This is a genomic window from Timaviella obliquedivisa GSE-PSE-MK23-08B (assembly GCA_019358855.1).
Classification (GTDB): Bacteria; Cyanobacteriota; Cyanobacteriia; order Elainellales; family Elainellaceae; genus Timaviella; species Timaviella obliquedivisa.
Map to the genome: position 1 here is coordinate 195373 of JAHHII010000003.1, position 14353 is coordinate 209725.

General features: G+C 49.8%; 12 protein-coding genes and 1 tRNA gene. 7 read left to right on the top strand and 6 right to left on the bottom strand.

The window, feature by feature from the left end:
- Positions 1 to 179 precede the first annotated feature (179 nt).
- Positions 180 to 251: transfer RNA gene (locus tag KME11_06820), tRNA-Val, on the top strand.
- An 83-nt stretch (positions 252 to 334) separates the two neighbouring features.
- On the opposite strand, the gene KME11_06825 is transcribed toward KME11_06820, so the two are convergent.
- From KME11_06825 to KME11_06840, 4 genes are all read right to left on the bottom strand, one after another.
- On the bottom strand, positions 335 to 820 hold the full coding sequence (locus tag KME11_06825) for a pentapeptide repeat-containing protein (GenBank protein MBW4514922.1): 486 nt from the start codon (positions 818 to 820) through the stop codon (positions 335 to 337).
- Positions 821 to 884: 64 nt separating this feature from the next.
- Positions 885 to 1775, bottom strand: a complete 891-nt coding sequence (locus KME11_06830) for a tetratricopeptide repeat protein (GenBank protein MBW4514923.1) — start codon at positions 1773 to 1775, stop codon at positions 885 to 887.
- Between the two features lie 29 nt (positions 1776 to 1804).
- Positions 1805 to 2761, bottom strand: a complete 957-nt coding sequence (locus KME11_06835; GenBank protein MBW4514924.1) for a pentapeptide repeat-containing protein — start codon at positions 2759 to 2761, stop codon at positions 1805 to 1807.
- Between the two features lie 19 nt (positions 2762 to 2780).
- Positions 2781 to 3734, bottom strand: coding sequence for a glycosyltransferase family 9 protein (locus tag KME11_06840; protein ID MBW4514925.1), 954 nt, complete (start codon positions 3732 to 3734; stop codon positions 2781 to 2783).
- A gap of 239 nt (positions 3735 to 3973) precedes the next feature.
- On the opposite strand from KME11_06840, the gene rlmD reads away from it, so the two are divergent.
- The 3 genes from rlmD (at position 3974) to KME11_06855 (ending at position 8441) form a co-directional block, all read left to right on the top strand.
- A complete protein-coding gene (rlmD, locus tag KME11_06845) occupies positions 3974 to 5356 on the top strand; it encodes a 23S rRNA (uracil(1939)-C(5))-methyltransferase RlmD (protein MBW4514926.1) in 1383 nt (460 codons plus the stop codon).
- A 3-nt stretch (positions 5357 to 5359) separates the two neighbouring features.
- Positions 5360 to 6535, top strand: coding sequence for a UDP-3-O-(3-hydroxymyristoyl)glucosamine N-acyltransferase (gene lpxD / locus KME11_06850; protein ID MBW4514927.1), 1176 nt, complete (start codon positions 5360 to 5362; stop codon positions 6533 to 6535).
- A gap of 622 nt (positions 6536 to 7157) precedes the next feature.
- Complete coding sequence (locus KME11_06855; GenBank protein MBW4514928.1) at positions 7158 to 8441, top strand: serine hydroxymethyltransferase; 1284 nt, start codon at positions 7158 to 7160, stop codon at positions 8439 to 8441.
- 539 nt (positions 8442 to 8980) lie between these two features.
- On the opposite strand, the gene KME11_06860 is transcribed toward KME11_06855, so the two are convergent.
- Complete coding sequence (locus KME11_06860) at positions 8981 to 9544, bottom strand: hypothetical protein (protein MBW4514929.1); 564 nt, start codon at positions 9542 to 9544, stop codon at positions 8981 to 8983.
- 150 nt (positions 9545 to 9694) lie between these two features.
- Positions 9695 to 10432, bottom strand: coding sequence for a TPM domain-containing protein (locus KME11_06865; GenBank protein ID MBW4514930.1), 738 nt, complete (start codon positions 10430 to 10432; stop codon positions 9695 to 9697).
- A gap of 283 nt (positions 10433 to 10715) precedes the next feature.
- Here KME11_06865 and KME11_06870 point away from each other — a divergent pair, with 283 nt between their 5' ends.
- The 3 genes from KME11_06870 (at position 10716) to glcD (ending at position 14282) form a co-directional block, all read left to right on the top strand.
- Positions 10716 to 11297 (top strand): DUF3038 domain-containing protein, encoded by a 582-nt coding sequence (locus KME11_06870; protein MBW4514931.1) that lies wholly within the window; start codon positions 10716 to 10718, stop codon positions 11295 to 11297.
- A 16-nt stretch (positions 11298 to 11313) separates the two neighbouring features.
- Positions 11314 to 12732 (top strand): DUF4335 domain-containing protein, encoded by a 1419-nt coding sequence (locus tag KME11_06875; GenBank protein MBW4514932.1) that lies wholly within the window; start codon positions 11314 to 11316, stop codon positions 12730 to 12732.
- Positions 12733 to 12809: 77 nt separating this feature from the next.
- Entirely contained in the window at positions 12810 to 14282 is a 1473-nt protein-coding gene (glcD, locus tag KME11_06880) for a glycolate oxidase subunit GlcD (protein ID MBW4514933.1), read from the top strand.
- The last annotated feature ends 71 nt before the right edge of the window (positions 14283 to 14353 follow it).

A 14353-nucleotide genomic window follows, 5' to 3' on the forward strand; every position in this document is an offset into this window, starting at 1 on the left:
TGGTTGTTTTAACGGTTTCTTCATCTAGATGAGGAGCGATCGCCTCTTATTAGTTCCTTCTACGCATTCGGCAAGGCTTCGCACCTATTGCCCGAATTAGTTTACCCAGTTGCTAAATTTACCCAATTGCTAACTCAACGCAAAGTTTTTTCAGATCTAGGCTAATATATTTTGAGTAAGGGCGATTAGCACAGTGGTAGCGCACATCCTTCACACGGATGGGGTCACTGGTTCAAATCCAGTATCGCCCATAGAAATTAGGACTCAATGATTAGAGACTCGACAACTCGTAGGTTAATCGATAGCTTCTAGGTACTAGCTCTCTGCTTGCTTATTAAGGACATCCTAACGACTCACGGGTTTCAACTCCTGTCTGAGAATTGATTCCCTCTGCTCGCTGACATAGCTCTTTTACCTGTGCACCATCTAAAATAGCATCGCTAAAGTCTGCTCCTGCAATATCAGCATTCTTAAAGGTCGATCGCAGCAAAATTGCCTCAGTAAAGTTAACATCGCTCAAATCTGCCCCTGTGAAGTTAACCTGATCTGCCATCGCATTGGTCAAATCTGCACCGTGGAGCTTTGCCTGCGTCATTGTAGAGGCGCTGAAAACGGTACCCCTGGCATCGGCACCTGTAAAGTTTGCTTGCTCTAAGTGAGCGTTAGAAAATTCTGAGCCTTGAATTTCTTGCCCCGAAAAGTCGTGTTTCGGCAGCGAGGCATTGCTATAAGACAAAGGATTTGTCCAATCTGCCCAGGCAGGAGGGCAAGTAGAAAGAATGAGAACCAGCCAGAAAGCGACCAGGCGGAGACAAAGCATGATGGAGCGATCGGGTAGAGAACTTTATCCATATTGACAGGATTCCTCACCGTTGACAGAGATGCTAAGAACTTGGGTTTTGCGCTTGTTGTAATAATTGACTTGCATTCTCTGCCCATTGGGAATTGTTCTGTGCCATGAATAAATCGATCGCATATTGAAGCACTTGTTGAGCATCGGCGTACTGCTTTTGGCTCATAAAGACTAGCCCCGCACCATAGTACGCATTGGCATAATCAGGGTTGGCTTCTGCCGATCGCCGAAATGCTGCTAATGCTTGGTCAGGCTGGTTTTGTTGTAGCAGAATAGAGCCAATGCTGTAGTGGGCTTCTGGGTATTTGGGGCTAATAGTGACTGCTTTTTGGAAGGCAGCGATCGCTTCCTCTTTCTTTCCTTGCTGCCAGTAAATTTGCCCTAAATGAAATGCTGGCTCCGGAGCGTTAGGACTCAGTTGAATTGCCTGCTGAAATTCAGCGATCGCCCCTTCTGTGTTGCCCTGCTGTTGCTGCGTTAAGCCCAGGTTGTAGTGCGCTAAACCCAGGTCAGGATCAAGGGCGATCGCCCGCTGCAAATATTCTTCTGCCTGCCGAACGTTGCTGCCCTCTAGTAGCGCCGCCCCCAAGTTAGCGTATGCCAACGCCATATTCGGATCAGACTGAATGGCTTGGTAAAAGGAGCTTGCCGACTCTTGAAGCTGACCGCGCTGGCGGTAGGCTAGCCCCAAATTGTAGTGGGCAGGAGCAAAGCTGGGGTCGAGGGTCGCCGATTGCTGAAAGGCAGCGATCGCCTGGTCTAACTGTCCTTGCTGAATGCGTTGAATCCCCAAAGTGAGTTGCCCCTCTGGTGTCATTGGCGCAGAGTCAGCCCCGATGCTAAGAGACGGTAATTGCGCCAACCCGTTAGGCATCGGTAGCAAAGAGAGTCCTATCAATAAGCCCAGTAATCGCCCCTTCATAAATCGATCCTGCTGCTATTACAAGTTTACTAAGACTGACAATCTCGATTCGTGACCTTTTCATCGGGCAACGTCGTCTTGCACAACTTAATTGTCGCCATATCAATGCCTGTTAAATTTGCCCCGGTCAAGACTGCTCGGCGCAGGTTTGCCCCCGTTAAGTTCGCTCCCGTCAAGTTTGCTCCCGTCAAGTTCGCTCGACTTAAGTTAACCGTGCTCAGGTTCGCTCCGGTTAAGTTAGCATTGCTCAAATCAACTTCGCCCATATAGGCATTACTTAAATCAGCGCCAGTCAAATTTGCACTACTCAGGTCTGCATCACTAAAATTGGTGTCTTTCAAGATTGCTCTTGGCAAATCAGCCCGGGTTAAATCAGCCCTCGATAAATTGGCCCGCGTTAAGTCTGCGCCATTAAACCGGGCATTTCGCAAATCAGCATCGCCCAAATCTGCTCGCCGTAAATCCGATCGCCGCAAATCTGCCCGACTCAAGTTCACTTCTCCCAGGTTCGTGTCTCGCAAACGCGCCCTCGACAGATTAACCCGAGAGAGATCGGCTCCTCGCAAGTCGGCATTATCGAAAGTGGCATCTTCTAGATTGCTATCGCCCAGGTAAGCTTTACTCAGTTGAGCTTCGCTTAAGTTTGCTTGCCTAAGTTTAACGCCGTTCAAAATTGCTTCTGTGAGAATGCTACCGCTCAAATCTGCCTTGGTTAAATTGGCTTCGCTCAGAATTGCCCGAATTAGACTAGCACCTTTGAGACTTGCCCCAGATAAGCTAGCGCCTCTCATACTAGAATCTTCTAGGTTGGCATCCTGCAAATTGGCTTTAGTGAGGTCGGCTCCATCTAAATCGCACTTGGAGCAGTCTTTGCTGCCTAAAAGTTGGCTAATTCGATGTGCCCTAGCTGCCTGACTCGAAACAGCCCAACCGACCAAGCTTGCCACAATGCTGAAGAAAATCGCCAGAATTGCGAAAGCACGCATGTTTCGCTTGTCCACGCTATTAACCTCCCCAAACCTTTTGCAAAATTTGATCCGGTTGGATATCGGCGATGCTGCGACGGGGAGATTGGATGGCGATAAATTTGTCGCTTTGGGGAAGAAACTGGGAAGAGGAGGAAGAACCGAAGAGGGCAAGAGTATAGACTTGGAGGGCGATCGCCAAGTGCATCGGCACGCTGTTGGGACAAATCATTAAATTTGCGCCAGCTACTATTGCCGACAGTTTGCCGACATCTGCGGGCTTCGTCACCTTCAGGCTAGGCACAGCCTGAGTCAGGGCAGTCACCGTCTCTAAGTCCTCTGTTTGCTTAACTAGTACTAGAGGCATGTCGGGCTGTTTTTGCTGAAAATCTTGAATAATGGTTAGCCAGTTGGCAACCGGATAACTGGTTTCACCGTCTGCCAGCAGACCTTTGCCAGGATACATCAACACATAGCCTGATCCCTTAATGCCTAAACGCTTTTGCTCAGCTTCAGCCCAATCAAGATCGCTTTTAGGAACGCTAATAGAAACGGGAGGGCAAGCTGCTTCAACGCCAACGCCTTGGAGCAAATCGTAGTTAGACTGGGCACTGTACTGTTCAGCGTTGAAAGGAACAATATCAGTGAGGAAATACTTGCCTGCGCTGCCCTCAGAGCCAATCCGGGTGGGAACGCCAGTCAGCCAAAGCAACAATCCGGTTCCCCAGTTCTGGCGCAAAGATAGAGCGGCATCGTAGTAGCGATCGCGAATCACCCCCAGCAAATTTGCCCAATCGGCAGGGCTGCTCCGGTCTTTGAAGTCAAACGTAATTACATCGTTCACAGACTTAGATACCCGATAGGCGGCTTTTGCCCTTGGCTCCACCACCACATCAATCTCGGCATCGGGATACTTCTGTTTAAGACCATCTAGGGTTGGGAAGAAAAGGATCTGTTCGCCAACTCCACCAGGAATAAGAGCTACTACCCGCATAATCATTATTTCGTTACGAATAACGTCCTCATTGTAGGGGAATCAACCGCTATTCCGAACAAGAGTTTCATGGAGTTGCTATGATCTCCTAGCAAAGAGGGAAGGGGAACGGGATGATTAGTGGCAATGAAAGCAATGAAGAGAAGAATTTGGACGTAGGTGAAAAGGATGAAATGCATGGAGGGACTGCGATCGCTACGGCAGAAACCCCTCCAGAGAAGACTATTTTAGAAGAATCTATGAATCCTTGGCAACAAGGACAGTTGCTAGAAACAACGATCGACGATTTGAGCAACAGCGGCGACGGGGTGGGTCGTTGGGAAGGGCGGGTGATTTTTGTTCCTGATACGGTAGTGGGCGATCGCATTAGCGTTCGCTTAGTGCGGGTCAAGCCCCAATATGCCTATGGCAAACTCCACAAAATTTTAGAGCCATCGTCCCATCGCATTCGCCCCGGCTGCATTGTTGCCGACAAGTGTGGCGGCTGTCAGTGGCAACACATTGACTATGCCTATCAGCGCGAGGCAAAGCGCAATCTGGTGATGCAAGACTTGGAACGAATTGGCGGCTTCAGCAATCCGCCTGTCGATGCCCTGCTATCAATTCTAGAAGCAACAAGCCTAGAAGAAATGGGGTTTGGCTACCGTAACAAGGTCACATATCCCTTAGCGCGATCGGCAACCAAGCAAGTGCAGGCGGGATACTACCAAAAAGGCACACATCAACTCATCAACTTGAATCAATGTCCGATTCAGGATGTGCGGCTCAATCCTTTGCTGGCAGAAGTAAAGCAAGACTTGTATAAGCGGGGCTGGTCGATTTATAACGAAGAACAGCATCGGGGTAAATTGCGTCATTTGGGGCTACGGATTGGGCGACGAACGGGCGAAATTTTGCTGACGTTGGTGAGTACGGATGGCAACTTGCCTGGACTTGATGAGCAGGCTGAGGAATGGTTGGGGCGTTATCCAGAATTGGTGGGTATTTCGGTAAATATTAACCGCGATCGCGGCAACGCTATTTTTGGCAAAGAGACCCGCTGTATCGCTGGGCAATCTTATCTGCAAGAAGAGTTTGCTGGACTAAAGTTTCAAATTCAGCCGACGACGTTTTTTCAAGTCTTTACCGAGCAAGCGGAGGCGCTGCTGCTGGCGATCGCGGCTGAGCTAAATCTTCAAGGTCACGAAATCCTGGTAGATGCCTACTGTGGGATCGGAACATTGACCCTACCGCTGGCAAAGCAAGTTCGACAGGCGATCGGTTTAGAAGTTCAGCCAGAGGCAGTTGAGCAAGCGCAAGTCAACGCCGAGTTAAATGGCATTACGAACACCACTTTCCAAACAGGAACCGTAGAGACTTTGCTGGCTCAGTTAGAGGTGCAGCCCGATATTGTCTTGCTTGATCCGCCTCGCAAAGGATGCGATCGTCAAGTCATTGACACGTTGCTGACTCTGCTTCCTGCCCAAATTGTTTACGTTAGCTGTAATCCATCCACTCTCGCCCGCGACCTCAAGCTTCTCTGTCAGGGTGGCTATCGACTCAGCCGCGTTCGCCCAGCCGATTTCTTTCCCCAAACTGCCCATGTAGAATGTGTGGCATTCCTGGTGCGCGACGAGGCGTAAACGATGAAATTTAGCCAACTCATTTCTCAACTAGAAGCCAATCAGCTAGAAGCCAATCAGCCAAAAGCCAATCAGCCAGAAGCTAATCAAACGAGCCTAGCTTCTCACCCTGATCTCGATCCCGATCTAACAGGCGCTGCGCCAGTCGAATCTGCGCCCTCTGGCTCTCTCAGCTACATCGAAGGGGGTAAGTTTGCGGCACAAATCAATAAGACTAGTGCCAGCGCCTTAATTTTGCCGCAGCACGAGCCCTTTCAAATCCAAGCCACTCAACGGGGCATTGCTTGGGTCAGCGTGGCGGCTCCCCGGCTGATGTTTGCCCAGGCGATCGCCCTCTTCTACACGCCCTTCCGTCCTGCTCCTGGCATTCATCCCACTGCCATCATTGACCCCACAGCAGTAATTGGTGCAGAAGTTTCTATCGGAGCACACGCAGTCATTCAGGCAGGCGTGACCTTAGGCAACGGGGTCTGTATTCATCCCAACGTCGTGATTTATCCTGACGTGCAAATTGGCGATCGCACTCTCCTTCATGCCAACTGCGTCATTCACGAACGCAGCCAAATTGGCTCAGACTGCGTGATTCACAGCGGCGCGGCGATTGGTTCTGAAGGTTTCGGCTTTGTCCCGACTAGTCAAGGCTGGGTCAAAATGGAGCAGTCGGGCTACACCGTTTTAGAAGACAAAGTAGAAGTCGGCTGTAACTCGGCGATCGATCGTCCAGCCGTCGGTGAAACCCGGATTTCCCGCGACACCAAACTCGATAATTTAGTCCACATTGCCCACAATTGTCACATTGGTGAAAGCTGTGCATTGGCGGCACAAGTGGGTTTAGCCGGAGGTGTCAAAACAGGTAAGGGCGTGATTTTGGGTGGACAGGTAGGGGCGGCAAACTTGGCTTATATTGGCGATCGTGCTCAGGCGGGGGCAAAGGCGGGCATTCATGGCAACGTCGAAGCGGGCGCGGTGATGATGGGCAACCCAGCCACGCCCTACAAGACGTTCTTAAAATCTTCAGCCATCTACAATCGCTTGCCCGAAATGCACCAATCTCTTAAGCAGATGCAGCAGCAGATCGAGGAGTTGCAGCAGCAGATGAGAGCGATGGAGGATGACTCTGTAAGGGAGTTGCGTGAAAATAAAACCCCAATAGGATGCATTGACCTATCAGCCCCCTAAATCCCCCATTCTGGGGAACTTTGACAGGTTCGGAAGTCCCCCAGAATGGGGGATTTAGGGGGTGGTTCGGGGCGTTTAATTGCAACTCCCTAAGGTACTTGTGGGGAAATAAAATATCCCAAGGAGAGGGCGAATCGCCATTCGCCCCTATCCCTTCAATACCCTGTAGGGGCGAATGGCACATTTCTCACGTTGGAACCGAGCCAAAGCTACCCCAAAGCCCCTACGATCGCCCCAAATCCAACTAACGTCGCCCCACTCATAAGATTCTCTTGTATAAAAGTAAGATTCTCTTGTATAAAAGTTATTGCGATCGCGATAGATCCTATAGAAGGCGCGCCATTCATAAAATTCCCTTGCACAAAAGCTGCTTTGATCGCGACAGATCTTATCAACGGGGCGATCGGTATCGCTTTCAGAGCGAGCTTTGCAGTAAAAGCGCCTGAGAAACCATCAATCTGAAGAGAACAACAGGACTTTATCCCGCCGCGCCCCACTAAAGTATGAACTCCTCGATAAATTTTCGCCAGAATTCAAAGAGAAGGAGTCCCAGCGCTATGATAAATGAGCGCTAAACCCCGCCATTACCCCAACTGCTCACCTTCATTGATTTCCTGGGAGTTTGTTTGTGACTCATTTAGACTTTTTATCAGAAGCCGATCCAACTGTTGCAGAAATGATGCAACACGAACTTAAGCGCCAGCGTGATCACTTAGAGTTGATCGCTAGCGAGAACTTTACGTCTCCAGCAGTGATGGCGGCACAAGGCTCTGTCCTGACCAATAAGTATGCCGAAGGGCTGCCCACAAAACGCTACTACGGTGGCTGCGAGTTTGTCGATCAGGTTGAACAATTAGCGATCGATCGGGCAAAAACTCTATTCGGCGCTGCTCATGCCAACGTGCAGCCCCATTCTGGCGCACAAGCCAATTTTGCCGTTTTCCTCACACTCCTCGAACCCGGCGACACTATCATGGGCATGGATTTGTCCCACGGTGGACACCTCACCCACGGCTCTCCAGTCAACGTATCGGGTAAATGGTTTAAGGCATGTCACTATGGCGTTAGCCAAGAAACGCAGCAATTAGATTACGACCAAATCCGCGAACTGGCACTGACGCACCGCCCCAAGCTGCTAATTTGTGGCTACTCGGCTTACCCCAGAGTCATTCACTTTGATAAACTGAGGGCGATCGCCGATGAAATTGGCGCTTATCTCCTGGCAGACATCGCGCACATCGCTGGACTAGTCGCCACTGGGCATCACCCTAGCCCGATCGACCATTGCCATGTCGTTACCACAACAACCCACAAAACCCTGCGCGGGCCTCGCGGTGGCTTGATTATGACCAACGACGTTGAGCTAGGCAAAAAGCTCGATAAGTCTGTGTTTCCGGGTAGCCAAGGCGGTCCTCTAGAGCACGTGATCGCGGGGAAAGCGGTTGCTTTTGGAGAAGCACTTAAACCAGAGTTTAAAATCTACTCTGGACAGGTGATTGAGAACGCTAGAGTCATGGCGGCTCAACTACAAAATCGCGGCTTGAAGATTGTTTCGAGCGGCACCGATAACCACTTAATGTTGGTTGATTTACAGTCCATTGGCATGACAGGTAAACGAGCCGATCAACTGGTCAGTGGCATTAACGTTACCGCGAATAAAAACACGGTTCCCTTTGATCCTGAATCGCCGTTTGTCACCAGTGGGTTACGCTTAGGTTCACCAGCAATGACGACTCGGGGAATGGGAACGACTGAGTTTACGGAGATTGCAAATATTATTAGCGATCGCCTTCTTAGCCCAGAAGATGAAGTAGTGGCGCAAGACTGTAGACAACGTGTAGCCAGACTGTGCGATCGCTTTCCGCTATATCCTCACTTAAACATCCCAGTGCCAGCATTGGTATAAGTTCTAAACGACAAGAGAGCCGCTGGTGGCTCTCTTGTCGCATCATGGAATTTTAGACCAGGTTCTACCAGGTTATACCCGACTGATGATCCCATCTGTATAATCCTACAAACCTAAAAATATGTGACAAACCTCTTGCGATCGATCTAAACCAGCACAATGTATGGAAAGATTTTCGGCTTTGCTGAATGAAACCATGAAAATCTGACTCCCCTGCCTTTTTTGGGAAGCAGCATGGTTTCATGCTCATTAGAGGAAAAGTGAAACCCTACTATTTCCCTCACTTTCTGGTAGATCCAAATCAGCCTATTGACGAAAGAATGGGCTTTTTAGGTTTCCTTCCTCGACGACGAAACAACCCTGCCCCGCCTTTTTCAGGAAGAGTATAGGGGTTCGGTTTGGTTGCCGACGCAGCGAGATACACCTCTTCCCTAGCCCCTTTCCTAAAGGAAAGGGGCTTTAAACGAATTCATAGCCGCAGTGAGCATTGCCTCACACCACGAGTTAGCAATGCCCCACAAGACTTCTTAGTTTAACTTCTAGTCTAAGAAACCCATTAGAGTCTCGCTGTCGTCTACATCATTAGAGGCGATCGGGCGACCACCGGGTAACATACTGGCTTCTAAAAGCTTAGGGCTGCTAGTGACGACAGGTCGACCACCCGGCAAGGTCAAATCATCGCGGAACGTCATGGCATCGGCGAAGACGGGACGATGACCAGGAAGGGCATAGTCCATAACATGAAGATGGCTAGCAGTGATCGGGCGACCGTTGAGAATAGTGCCGAAAACCTCTAAATGGCTCACGCCGATAGGTCGAATGCCCGCTTCAGAGTACGTCTCGGCAATTTCAAAGGTATCTGCGCCGACAGGACGCTCGGCAATTTGACCCGCCGTTCTAACTTGAATTTCGCTTTTAGCCTTAGCTGTTGCGGCTTTGGATTCTGGTTTTTGAGCCAGGTCTAGTTTGCCTGCTTTGGTATCGCCGGTTGCAATTTGTTCTGTCATAGTTCCCTCCACTTGACCTACCTTGCCTGCATCATTTGTATTTTCGGTAGCAGCAATCGGGGTTCTTGTCCGACGACTGCTTCTGCTCACTGCCATAAACTGTTACCCCTAAACCCGCTAGGAATCAATTAAAAAGCTATAAATCAGATTGGAAATTTAGTTTCTAATTGCCTCATATAAGCGCAGAGCTTCAGTCTGCCCTTCAGAGATCATTATAGGTGCAGAGGGTGACGTATCTTTGAGTGCTTAAGATTGAATCGCCTGATAGATGTAATAAGTTGCCATGGGGATAATGGTAGCCAGGGCTAACAGTACTACGACCAAAATGGTGGCGCTGCGATCGTCGGTTTCTTCGGCAGTGGCAAAGGTGCCTTCGGTATTGGTGGTGTCAATGACAACGGGAGGGCCTGGGTCAGGTTCTCCGGTGAGAACGGCAATGAGGCGATCGCTGGCATCAGAAAAAGCCTGGTTATACTTATTGCCATCGCGCAAGGGCACCATTAGGGTTTCTTGGGCAATGCTCTCTGCCGTTTCTAACGGAAGATTTGCCTGCACTGCCTCACCTGCTTTGATAGCAACTGAGTTGGTCACATTATCTAGCACGAGCAGCAATTGGTGGTCTTGCTCATCAGAGTTAGGAAACCATTTCTGAAAAAGCTCATTGGTAAAGGTTTCAACGGTCTCGCCGTAGTCTAGGCGATGAAAGGTCACTAAGCGGACTTCATCGCCCGTCGCCTTGGCTAAATTCTCTAGCTTGGTAGCTAATTCTCCTTGGGTGAGGCGGCTAAACACCCCTGCTTGATCGAGTACCCAAGTCGGATCACCTGCTTTTAAGTTAGGCATACTGTAGACACCTGTAGCAAGGGCATTGGGGATGTTTACAGTCCACAGTCCTGCTACTAGCACTAATCCCAGCAGGCAGGATAGGAGTAGATGGGATAGCCCTGTTCTTGAGCGGTTGACTCGACCTAGAGAATTCGTCATATTAATTTATCCTTATGATTTTTTTACAAATCTTACCAAATAAAGGGTTGCCGGATTTGATATGTCTAGTGGAATCGAAACTTTTTCCTAGGCAATCCATCCTGTACCGAGGAGTGATAGCTTACTGTTGATACTGAGTGAATGAAGTATTAATTAAGTCCTAGTCCGATTGATGAAGTCTCAGTTAGTGAAGTCCCAGTCGGTGAAGTCCGGCTCTAAGATTTCTTGTTTCAATTCGCGTAACTGCCTGCTTTAATTTTGCCCCATTGTCTATCCTGGAATTATGTCCACTGTTAAGCCTTCCGCCCAACCTGATTTGGAAATGCTGCCTCTCGCAGGACAGCCTGACCCCAGTCAGCTTGATAATATTAAGGCGCAACTCGATTTGGTGCTGCTGGCACTAGAGGCGCTGGTCAACATTGGCTCTGAAGCCATTCTGCAAGCGGCAACAGAGTTGAATTTGGAGGCTGTGGTGGCAGATCGAGTGGCGCTCTGGCGACTGCGGCAGTCTAGCCCACTGCGAAAGGGGCAGGGGCGGAAACGGTTGGATGTGGAGGAGGCGCGATCGCTAGTCTTAATCATTTGTCATTTGGCAAAGCAGCAGCAGGAGTTAATTCGGCGGGCGGTGGCATTGCTAGAGCAGTTGACGGAGCAGAACCGGGAGCCACATCAGGTGGCATTGTTGGGAGATTATTTGGATCGCTTTAGTAATGTGTATCAAGAGCGAATGGAGGAACAGGAGAATACCTCTCAGGCTCAATTAACGCAGTTAGCGCTGAGGCTATTAATTGATTTGTTATTTTATAGTTCTCCGAGTGGAGCCAGGAGGCTGTGGTTAGCTTTGATAGATCGGGCAACTCACTAATTTCTTTTGAATTCTTATGTCATCATCTGTTCTACGGCGATATACTCCTCCAACTTGTACCCTTGAAATAGCGGCGATCGGGTCGGCGCTGTCGCGTTGGACTGACCAGGCAGTGCTGAAGAATTTGCGGTTTGAGTTGAGTTTTGATGATCCCACCCTGACTTCAGATCAGCAGATGACAATTCGGGGCGATCGCAATCAGCTTGAGTCACTTTGGGAAGCAGTTTCAAGCTACGTACAAACAATTTTGCTTCAGCCCCTAGAAGCGCTGAGGCAGCATGAACCCATTGACCAATTGAGTGCCAGCCAATTGAGTGCAAGCCATTGGGTAGAGGAAAATGGTTCAGCGGGTCATTTGCATGAGGCGAAAATTAATCTTCAGCCCAAAGGCAGGTTAAGACACGAGTTGCACCTGGGCACTCTGGCAAGCGAAGAAGCAACGGTCATTCCTTTAACGACTTTGCAGTTGTTTGATTTGGCAAATGCTTTAGATGAATACCATGCTGAGGCATTGACTTTACCCAGCTTGGGGCGATCGCGCTGGTTGAAACTTGCTCCAACGAGTTGGAAGCAGGTGGCGGTGGCGGCGGTACTTGTCGTGGGGGTTTCGGTGCCAATCGTGAAGTTTGTTACCGATCTTTCTGCGCCTCAGATGGCGACGACCGCTTCAACTAAAGATGTAGAAATTAGCACGGCTCCAAGATCAGGAGATTTGCCTGCACCCTTATCTCCAGGGACAACGCCACCCCCTCTAACTTTGACTCCTCTAAAACCGGCTGTACCCTTGCCGCCTGTTGGAACAACTGTTTTTCCGGCTCCAGTGCCCGGTGCAGCCTCGGCTCCGCCTCTCTCATCCGCCCCATCTGCTCCTGTAGAAACGGTGCCAGTGCAGCCCAATACTATTGAAATTCCTGGGGAGCCCAGCTTTCCAGAAATTCCTAGTCGTCCTCTTGAAGCTCCCACGACGGAAGCCCCGCCTCGGTTAGAAGGGACACAGGGTTTTGATAGCGCTTCCCAGGCAGTACCTCAGCCGTCCCCAGAGTCTAGTAACCTTACCAATGAGCTAGCCTCAGCGGGTTTAGCCCCACCTGAACCTGAGAGTGCATTAAGTAGTCCATTAAGTGCCAATGGGCGATCGGCAACTCCTGCTTCTAATAATCAAGCAGACGAGGTAAAAACTTATTTCCAACAAAATTGGCAGCCGCCAGAAGGGTTAGTCGAAACATTAGAGTATCGACTATTGCTCAATCCAGATGGTTCATTGCAAAGGATTCTACCGTTGGGCGATGATTCTGCAAACTTCCTCGATCGCACCAATATGCCTCTATTGGGTGAGCCGTTTGTTTCACCTACTACAGGTGATCAACAGCCCCAAATCCGCGTGGTGCTAGAGCCAGATGGCAGAGTTCAGACGTTTTTAGAGTATGCTGACTAATTGGAGAATAGTCTAACTGTTGATCTAGTTAGGTCTGCTATGCTCAAAATCTAAACCTAATAGCGGCACTCTTTATGATGACTCTCGATCCTGCTCGCAGCAGCCAGCGTGATTGGCTCCCCATTATTCGAGAACTTGAGGGAGTTCTAGGAAAAAGTGGGGTGGTGAAGCGGCGAGAAGAGCTATTGGTTTATGAGTGTGATGGCTTAACCAGCTATCGGCAGCGTCCAGAGGTGGTGGTGCTGCCCCGGACAACCGAACAAGTAGCAGCAGTCGTGAAAATTTGCGATCGCCACAACGTTCCCTTTATTGCTCGTGGAGCCGGAACGGGTTTATCGGGGGGCGCATTGCCTGTGGAAAACTGCGTGTTAATTGTGACAGCGTTGATGAAGCAAATTTTAGAAGTTGATCTTGCTAATCAGCGAGTCGTAGTGCAGCCTGGCGTGATTAACAACTGGGTTACCCAAGCCGTCAGCGGCTCCGGCTTCTACTATGCGCCTGATCCTTCTAGCCAGATTATTTGTTCTATTGGCGGCAATGTCGCAGAGAATTCTGGCGGCGTTCATTGCCTGAAGTATGGCGTGACCACCAATCACGTTTTGGGGCTAAAGATTGTTACGCCCGATGGCGCGATCGTCGATGTGGGTGGCAAAATTGCTGAGATGCCAGGGTTTGACCTAACGGGGGTTTTTGTGGGTTCGGAAGGAACCCTGGGGATTGCCACAGAGATTACGCTGCGAATTCTCAAGGCTCCGGAGGCAATTCATGTGCTGTTGGCAGACTTTACTAGCGTGGAAGCCGCAGGGCAGGCGGTCGCTGATATCATCAGTGCAGGCATTATTCCGGGCGGCATGGAAATGATGGATAACTTTAGCATCAATGCCGTTGAGGATGTGGTGGCTACGAATTGCTATCCACGGGATGCGATCGCCATTCTACTCATTGAGATTGATGGTACAGAGATAGAAGTCGCGGCAAACAGTGAACAGGTCGCAACCATCTGTCGGCAAAACGGCGCACGTCAAATTACCACTGCCATAGAACCTCAAGAACGCTTAACCCTTTGGAAAGGACGAAAGGCAGCGTTCGCCGCAATGGGTAAAATTAGCCCCGATTACTATGTTCAAGACGGCGTGATTCCGCGCACGCAGCTTCAGTATGTACTTAGAGAAATTGAGGCGCTGAGCGAACAGCACGGTTATAAAGTTGCCAATGTGTTCCATGCAGGCGATGGCAACTTACATCCACTCATTCTGTACAACAACGCCATTCCTGGGCAATTAGAGCAGGTTGAAGCACTAGGCGGTGACATCTTAAAGCTCTGTGTTAAGGTCGGCGGCAGTATCTCAGGAGAGCATGGTATTGGGGCAGACAAACGTTGCTACATGCCGAATATGTTTAGCCCCACAGACCTTGAAACGATGCAGTGGGTGCGGCAGGTTTTCAATCCTAAGGAGCTAGCAAATCCAGGAAAAATATTTCCCACACCGCGCACTTGTGGCGAGGCAGCGACCGCGCAAGCTAATTTTCCTCAGGTCGAGAAATTTTAAAAAGAGCCATTCCAGTCTAAAATTCAATTCTAGGCGGTGTATCAAACGAAACCAGGAACTAACTGCATTAG

What these genes read in the sequence shown, in the direction of transcription:
- KME11_06825 (MBW4514922.1), bottom strand. Translation starts at nt 820, where the DNA reads ATGCTTTGTCTCCGCCTGGTCGCTTTCTGGCTGGTTCTCATTCTTTCT.
- KME11_06870 (MBW4514931.1), top strand. Translation starts at nt 10,716, where the DNA reads ATGTCCACTGTTAAGCCTTCCGCCCAACCTGATTTGGAAATGCTGCCT.
- KME11_06835 (MBW4514924.1), bottom strand. Translation starts at nt 2,761, where the DNA reads ATGCGTGCTTTCGCAATTCTGGCGATTTTCTTCAGCATTGTGGCAAGC.
- KME11_06840 (MBW4514925.1), bottom strand. Translation starts at nt 3,734, where the DNA reads ATGCGGGTAGTAGCTCTTATTCCTGGTGGAGTTGGCGAACAGATCCTT.
- glcD (MBW4514933.1), top strand. Translation starts at nt 12,810, where the DNA reads ATGACTCTCGATCCTGCTCGCAGCAGCCAGCGTGATTGGCTCCCCATT.
- KME11_06860 (MBW4514929.1), bottom strand. Translation starts at nt 9,544, where the DNA reads ATGGCAGTGAGCAGAAGCAGTCGTCGGACAAGAACCCCGATTGCTGCT.
- KME11_06830 (MBW4514923.1), bottom strand. Translation starts at nt 1,775, where the DNA reads ATGAAGGGGCGATTACTGGGCTTATTGATAGGACTCTCTTTGCTACCG.
- KME11_06865 (MBW4514930.1), bottom strand. Translation starts at nt 10,432, where the DNA reads ATGACGAATTCTCTAGGTCGAGTCAACCGCTCAAGAACAGGGCTATCC.
- rlmD (MBW4514926.1), top strand. Translation starts at nt 3,974, where the DNA reads ATGAATCCTTGGCAACAAGGACAGTTGCTAGAAACAACGATCGACGAT.
- lpxD (MBW4514927.1), top strand. Translation starts at nt 5,360, where the DNA reads ATGAAATTTAGCCAACTCATTTCTCAACTAGAAGCCAATCAGCTAGAA.
- KME11_06875 (MBW4514932.1), top strand. Translation starts at nt 11,314, where the DNA reads ATGTCATCATCTGTTCTACGGCGATATACTCCTCCAACTTGTACCCTT.